The 5,226-nt window shown below is 59.7% G+C and carries 6 protein-coding genes and 1 pseudogene; 4 read left to right on the top strand and 3 right to left on the bottom strand.

Features of this window, described 5'->3' with window-relative positions; translation table 11 throughout:
- Both EOC06_RS32160 and EOC06_RS32165 read right to left on the bottom strand, forming a co-directional pair.
- On the bottom strand, positions 1 to 682 hold a 682-nt coding region (locus EOC06_RS32160), incomplete at its 3' end, for a recombinase family protein (RefSeq protein WP_164898851.1).
- Positions 672 to 869 (bottom strand): hypothetical protein, encoded by a 198-nt coding sequence (locus EOC06_RS32165; RefSeq protein WP_128309684.1) that lies wholly within the window; start codon positions 867 to 869, stop codon positions 672 to 674. The genes EOC06_RS32160 and EOC06_RS32165, both read right to left, overlap by 11 nt.
- 357 nt (positions 870 to 1,226) lie before the next feature.
- On the opposite strand from EOC06_RS32165, the pseudogene EOC06_RS44065 reads away from it, so the two are divergent.
- Positions 1,227 to 1,406 (top strand): annotated as a pseudogene (locus EOC06_RS44065) (IS3 family transposase); the annotation flags it as partial.
- A 66-nt stretch (positions 1,407 to 1,472) separates the two neighbouring features.
- Here the strand turns inward: EOC06_RS44065 and EOC06_RS32170 are convergent.
- Positions 1,473 to 2,153 (bottom strand): GntR family transcriptional regulator, encoded by a 681-nt coding sequence (locus tag EOC06_RS32170; RefSeq protein ID WP_128309686.1) that lies wholly within the window; start codon positions 2,151 to 2,153, stop codon positions 1,473 to 1,475.
- Positions 2,154 to 2,801: 648 nt separating this feature from the next.
- On the opposite strand from EOC06_RS32170, the gene EOC06_RS32175 reads away from it, so the two are divergent.
- The 3 genes from EOC06_RS32175 to EOC06_RS32180 all read left to right on the top strand — a co-directional run.
- Positions 2,802 to 3,671, top strand: coding sequence for an IS701 family transposase (locus EOC06_RS32175; RefSeq protein ID WP_245470276.1), 870 nt, complete (start codon positions 2,802 to 2,804; stop codon positions 3,669 to 3,671).
- Positions 3,672 to 3,753: 82 nt separating this feature from the next.
- Entirely contained in the window at positions 3,754 to 3,990 is a 237-nt protein-coding gene (locus tag EOC06_RS44070; RefSeq protein WP_245470277.1) for a transposase, read from the top strand.
- Between the two features lie 411 nt (positions 3,991 to 4,401).
- Positions 4,402 to 5,226 (top strand): acetyl-CoA carboxylase biotin carboxylase subunit family protein (locus EOC06_RS32180; RefSeq protein WP_128309685.1); only part of this gene is annotated, 825 nt, incomplete at its 3' end.

The following is a 5,226-nucleotide window of genomic DNA, read 5'->3' on the forward strand; positions in this document are numbered from 1 at the left end:
CATCGCCATTGTTGCGCTTGGCAGGCAAATCCAGCCCATGTTCGAGGAACCATAGCAGGGCCTGCCGGGCACTGCCGAGTTCCGCCACCTTGTCAAACACAACGGTGATGGCCTCCTGCACGCGACGATCGGGATCCTTCTCCAGCCGGTCGCCGACCTTCACGAAGCCGACCGGGGCAGCGACGACGAGTTCACCGCGCCGGGCCTTCTCATAGCGGGCCGACAGGGAGCGCTGACGCAGAAGATCGAGCTCGTACTCGTTGAGACTGCCCTTCAATCCCAGCAGCAGCCGGTCATTGCCCTGACGCGGTGCGTAGACCGTCTCCTGGTCGATCAGCACGGTATCGACGACGCGGCACATCTCGATGAGCTGCTGCCAGTCGCGGCTGTTGCGGGCGAAGCGCGAGACCTCCCGCGCCGCAACCGCCCCAACCTTGCCGAGACAGACTTCGGCGACCATCCGATCGAAGCCCGCTCGCGCGACACCGCCAGCGGCAGAGCGGCCGAGATCGTCATCGACCGTCTCGATGCAAGACCAGCCGAGTGCCACCAGGCGATCGCGCATCGCATACTGCAGGGCGCGGCTCTCACGATTGTGCAGAACCTGATGGGCCGAGGACTGCCGCACATACAGGATCGCCTTGCGCTCCAGATGGTGGGGCCGGATCTTCTCATGCATCATGACGCGCCTCCTCCCGTCGAACGGCGCGCTCGCCGTCGACGTGGTCGAGGATCAGGCGCACCATCAGCTTTGTCAGCGTCAGGCGCGTCTCTTCCGGCAGCGCCTGCCATGGTGGCATCTGCGCGGTCTGCGCGTCGTGCGGGTTGGAGAACAGATCGAACTGATATGTCGTAGGCTGGCGCGGCATGGACCTCTCCCCGATTCGCGTCGTGAGGACCCGATGCTGCGCCCGAATTCTCCAATTGCGATGGGGTGTGGGAATTGGCCGTCGCGTCCTGCAGCAGTGTCACCAAGACGCCAAGCGTTCTGGGATCAACATGTGGGGCAGCGGCAATGCGCCACCTGGCGCAGACCGCCCGATCAAACATCCAGGCCGGAACCTCCAGCCACCGATCGGAGGCGTGGCCAGAGAGACTGCAGCGGAAAACCTCCCGGTCAGCCTTTTCGATCACCTCATGAACGTGAACACACCGCCCAGCCCAGGGATGCCATCGATAAAGAAGCTCGCGTTCCTCGGTCCCGTGGGCGTTCTCTCGTCGTGTTGTACAACACCGCGAGGCCTCATTCCTCGCTCGGCTACCAGACCCCGGCGGCATACGCCGAGGACATCACCGCAACCGGCTCCGACGCTGTGCTGATGGAAGGCTCTGCGCCTCCGCCGGTTGCTCAACCCGCGCCAAGAGGCGTAACAGAAACGGCCAAGGCTCTAATCGCCGCTGGATGAATGTTAAGTGGCAGGTCACAGACACTCGTTAAACCATGCGCCCCATGCAATGGACTTTTTGAGAGTTCATTCTCCAACCTGTTCCTCTCGCGCGCGGATTGCCTGCTTTAGATGTCGATAACTGTCGTGGATGTCGTTCTCGAACGCGGTCCTAATGGCTCCCGCATCGCCCTCTCGAAGGCTCTCGATTACCACCTGATGATTGTGCACGCCGTATTTTTGGGCCGCGAATTCGGGATAGAGGTCGTGAAAGGGGGGGCCGATCCGTAGCCACAAGGTTTCTATGGTCGACAGCAGATGCGGCATGCCGCAGCCTCTGTAGACTGCGAAGTGGAATTCCTTTTTGGTCCAGAATAGCTTGTCATACCGCCGACTTTCGAGTGCCTCGTTAATCTTCGCCTGCATGTTCTCGAGCGAATCCGAAAGGCCCGCCGGCGCCTTCGCCGCTCCGCGCTCCGCCGCCAACCCCTCAAGGGCGAGCCGCATAGCGGTGATTTCCTTTAGTGTTTCCATCGTCAAATAAGGCACAATGACGGTCTTTGGGCCGGCATAGACGAGCGCCCCCTCAGCAGCGAGGCGATTCAAGGCGTCACGCGCCGGCGTGGAGCTCACGCCGAGCGCGTCCGCGACAGCGCGCACGGTCAGCTTGCGCCCTAGACCGAAGATCCCGCGCACCAGCCGATCTTTCATGGCTTCATACGCCATATCCCCTAGGCGAGCATGCTTCTTCAGCGGCTCGAGTTCCATTCTTTCCGCCTCGGCCGAGCCAATATTCTGCGAGGTCACGACGTCATCGTCATGATGTTGAACCAGAGCGCAGGCAGCAGGAGGAGGTTGGGACCAACCATGGACTTGCTGCACCTAACCCGAAAAAGCGAATTCACGGTCACTCTCGATTCTTGATTCTTGTTGAATTTCGAATCTGGTGGAATACGCTAGTTGTCCTAGTCAGCCCTAGCGGCCACCAACAACTCCAAACGTCAGCGGAATTGCCGACGTAACTGTACTCAACCGAAAAGCTGAAGCGTGCCAGCAGGCGGCATAGCTCCGACCTTACGAGTACAGCACCAAATTGCCCGGTCCTCGATTTCACCCTAAATCCAACTTCCGAAATGGCAGACGTCTTAGTCATAGGACGATCCTCCCCCCGGGACCACCGTGCATACATCGTGCCAAAAAAGTCGTGCTAAAACATACGATGACGCTGATGTCGCTATGTCCCAAATCGTTCAAAATTGTCCGCCACCGGACGATACGGAATGAAAGTACCCCTCCGGTGACGGCCGCCTTGCTGAGGTAGGCTGAAGGCTGCAAGTCCTAGTGCAAGCACTAGTACTGCAGTTGCGGATCAATTGATTTTGTGATTCCCTTCGACAGGTTAAGAAGGAGGCAACCATGTCTGTCGCTTCGTGGTCAGGGTCGTTGTTGGCTTGGGAGCAGGAGCTCACAGCGCTGAAGGCGCGGGTTGGGCGGGTGCTTCCTCGTCGTGAGTTGCGGGAGACGAGCGCCGATTTCCTTGACGGCCTTCTTTCCGGCATTGAGCGCAAGACAGGCTGGCTGATGGCTGAGCAATCCGGAGCGGAGCGGCCCTATCGGATGCAGTCGCTGTTGGGGCGCAGCCACTGGGACGCTGATCGGCTCCGAGACGAGGTTCGCGATTATGTGGTGGAGGCGTTGGGCGATGAGGATGGCGTCCTGATCGTCGACGAGACGGGATTTGTGAAGAAGGGCGATCGTTCCGCCGGTGTCGCGCGTCAGTACTCGGGAACGGCGGGGCGGATCGAGAACAGCCAGATCGGCGTGTTCTTGGCTTACGCGAGCCGCTACGGCCAGGCGCTGGTCGATCGTCGCCTTTATCTGCCGGAGAGCTGGACAAAGGATCGGGCGCGATGTGCCAGGGCGTCGATCCCGGAGACGGTCGAGTTTGCGACCAAGCCAAAGATGGCGCGCGCCATGGTCGAGGCGGCGCTCGATGCCGGCGTCCCGTGCGCTTACGTGCTGGGCGACGCTGTCTACGGGGCGGACAGCAGCCTTCGCCGGATGCTGGAAGCTCGCGAGCAGCCCTATGTCTTGGCGGTTCGAGGCGCTCACTTCATGCGCCGTGGAGGGGATCGTCTGTTTGAGGAAACCTCGCCCGAGGAACTGGCCAGCGAGTTCGGGCCCGAGGACTGGGTCTGTCATGCGGCAGGTGAAGGCGCCAAAGGGCCTCGGCTCTACGACTGGGCACGCATCCGCCGTCCTTGGACGTCAAAAAAGCGGCTTTGAGCATTGGCTTCTCGTCCGCCGCAAGCGATCGACATCGGGAGAAAAAGCCTATTACCTGGTCTTTGCCCCACCCGGTTCCTCCTTGGCCGAATTGGCGGCAGTGGCCGGCCTGCGCTGGGCGATCGAGGAGTGCTTTGAGCGCGCCAAGGATGATCTCGGACTTGATCATTGCGAGGCTCGGTCCTGGCACGGATGGCATCGCCACATGAGCCTGTGCATGGCCGCCCTGGCGTTCCTCTCGAAGCTATCGGCTGATCTTCGCCGCAGCGCATGGAGCAAACCGAACGAAACGAGTCCAAAGGAGCCAATCGCCGCCTGATTCGGATGGCTGCGCTGGTGCCAAGCGTCCCCGAGATCCGCTATCTCCTCGCCCGGATGCTCATCTTCCCACCAACACAAAAGCCCTTCATCATCGCCTGGTCGCTATGGCGACGACGACATCAAGCTGCCGCCACCATTTGTCACTACAAACGGCGCGCATATCCGCAACTGTAGTACTAGACAATTAGAGGCGTGCCTGGTCGGTTGAGAATCTCCAGTTGAAACGCGTGCCGGTGCTGTTTCGCTTTCCCAGGCGGCAAGACGCGATCCGGCGCAACAAAACCTTCCGATAAATTTCGCAAATTTTTGCACCGAAAATTCGCTCAGAGCGGTATGCTCAATGCAATTCTGAGGTCTGGCTCGGCGAATTGAAGTGCCGGCCACATCGAACAGCATTGGATAGCAGCCGATGGCAAGAAGAAGAGCGCTCATCCTAGTGGAAGGTCACCCTAGATGCAATGGTCGGCTATACCTCCAAGCAGCCAAGCGTCTTGGCCTCCATCCACTTACCATTTCAGCAGATCCCACAAAATACGATTACATCGCGCCGGAAAGTGTCGAGGCAATTCAGGTCGATACAACCAATATAGATGCACTGATCTATGAATGTTCGCGGCTACGAGGGATCTATGACATCGCTGGCATTGCGAGCACGGAGGAGATCGTCTATCCGGCAGTTGGCAAGCTTTGCCGGCATTTCGATCTACCTGGACCGAACCCCGAATCGGTTGAGCGATGCTGCGACAAACTCGCTCAGCGACAGCTCCTCGCGGACGCTGGCGTCCCGATACCTGCCTACCGCTTGGCAACAAATGTGACGGATGTGGAAAGCGCAGCCGCGGAGATCGGCCTGCCGGTAATTCTTAAGCCAGCCGTAGGGGTCGGGAGCAGAGGTGTCCGATTGTGCTGCAACGTCGGTGAGTTAACCGAGCATACTGCCTACCTGTTGGGCGGGAAGCACATATGGCGATCTGCGCCGAGAATACTGGTCGAAGAATTCGCACAAGGCCCTTACTACTGCGCCGACATAATGGGAGACGAGGTCATTGCGATATGCGCCGGCGAGTTCGGCCCCCACCCGCATTTTGTCTTTCATGAGCTCACCTATCCGGCCCCGCTGACCGATGACGAGCACAATCGAATCGTCGATGTTTCGCTGACCTGTCTGCGAGCTCTTGGCCTGGGCTGGGGCCCAACGTGCATTGAATCGATCTCATCACCGAGCACATTAAGC

Source organism: Mesorhizobium sp. M7A.F.Ca.MR.362.00.0.0, assembly GCF_004023175.1.
GTDB lineage: Bacteria > Pseudomonadota > Alphaproteobacteria > Rhizobiales > Rhizobiaceae > Mesorhizobium.

Excerpts from the sequence above, each read along its gene's own strand:
- EOC06_RS32170 (WP_128309686.1), bottom strand. The coding sequence starts at position 2,153 with ATGGAACTCGAGCCGCTGAAGAAGCATGCTCGCCTAGGGGATATGGCG.
- EOC06_RS32165 (WP_128309684.1), bottom strand. The coding sequence starts at position 869 with ATGCCGCGCCAGCCTACGACATATCAGTTCGATCTGTTCTCCAACCCG.
- EOC06_RS32175 (WP_245470276.1), top strand. The coding sequence starts at position 2,802 with ATGTCTGTCGCTTCGTGGTCAGGGTCGTTGTTGGCTTGGGAGCAGGAG.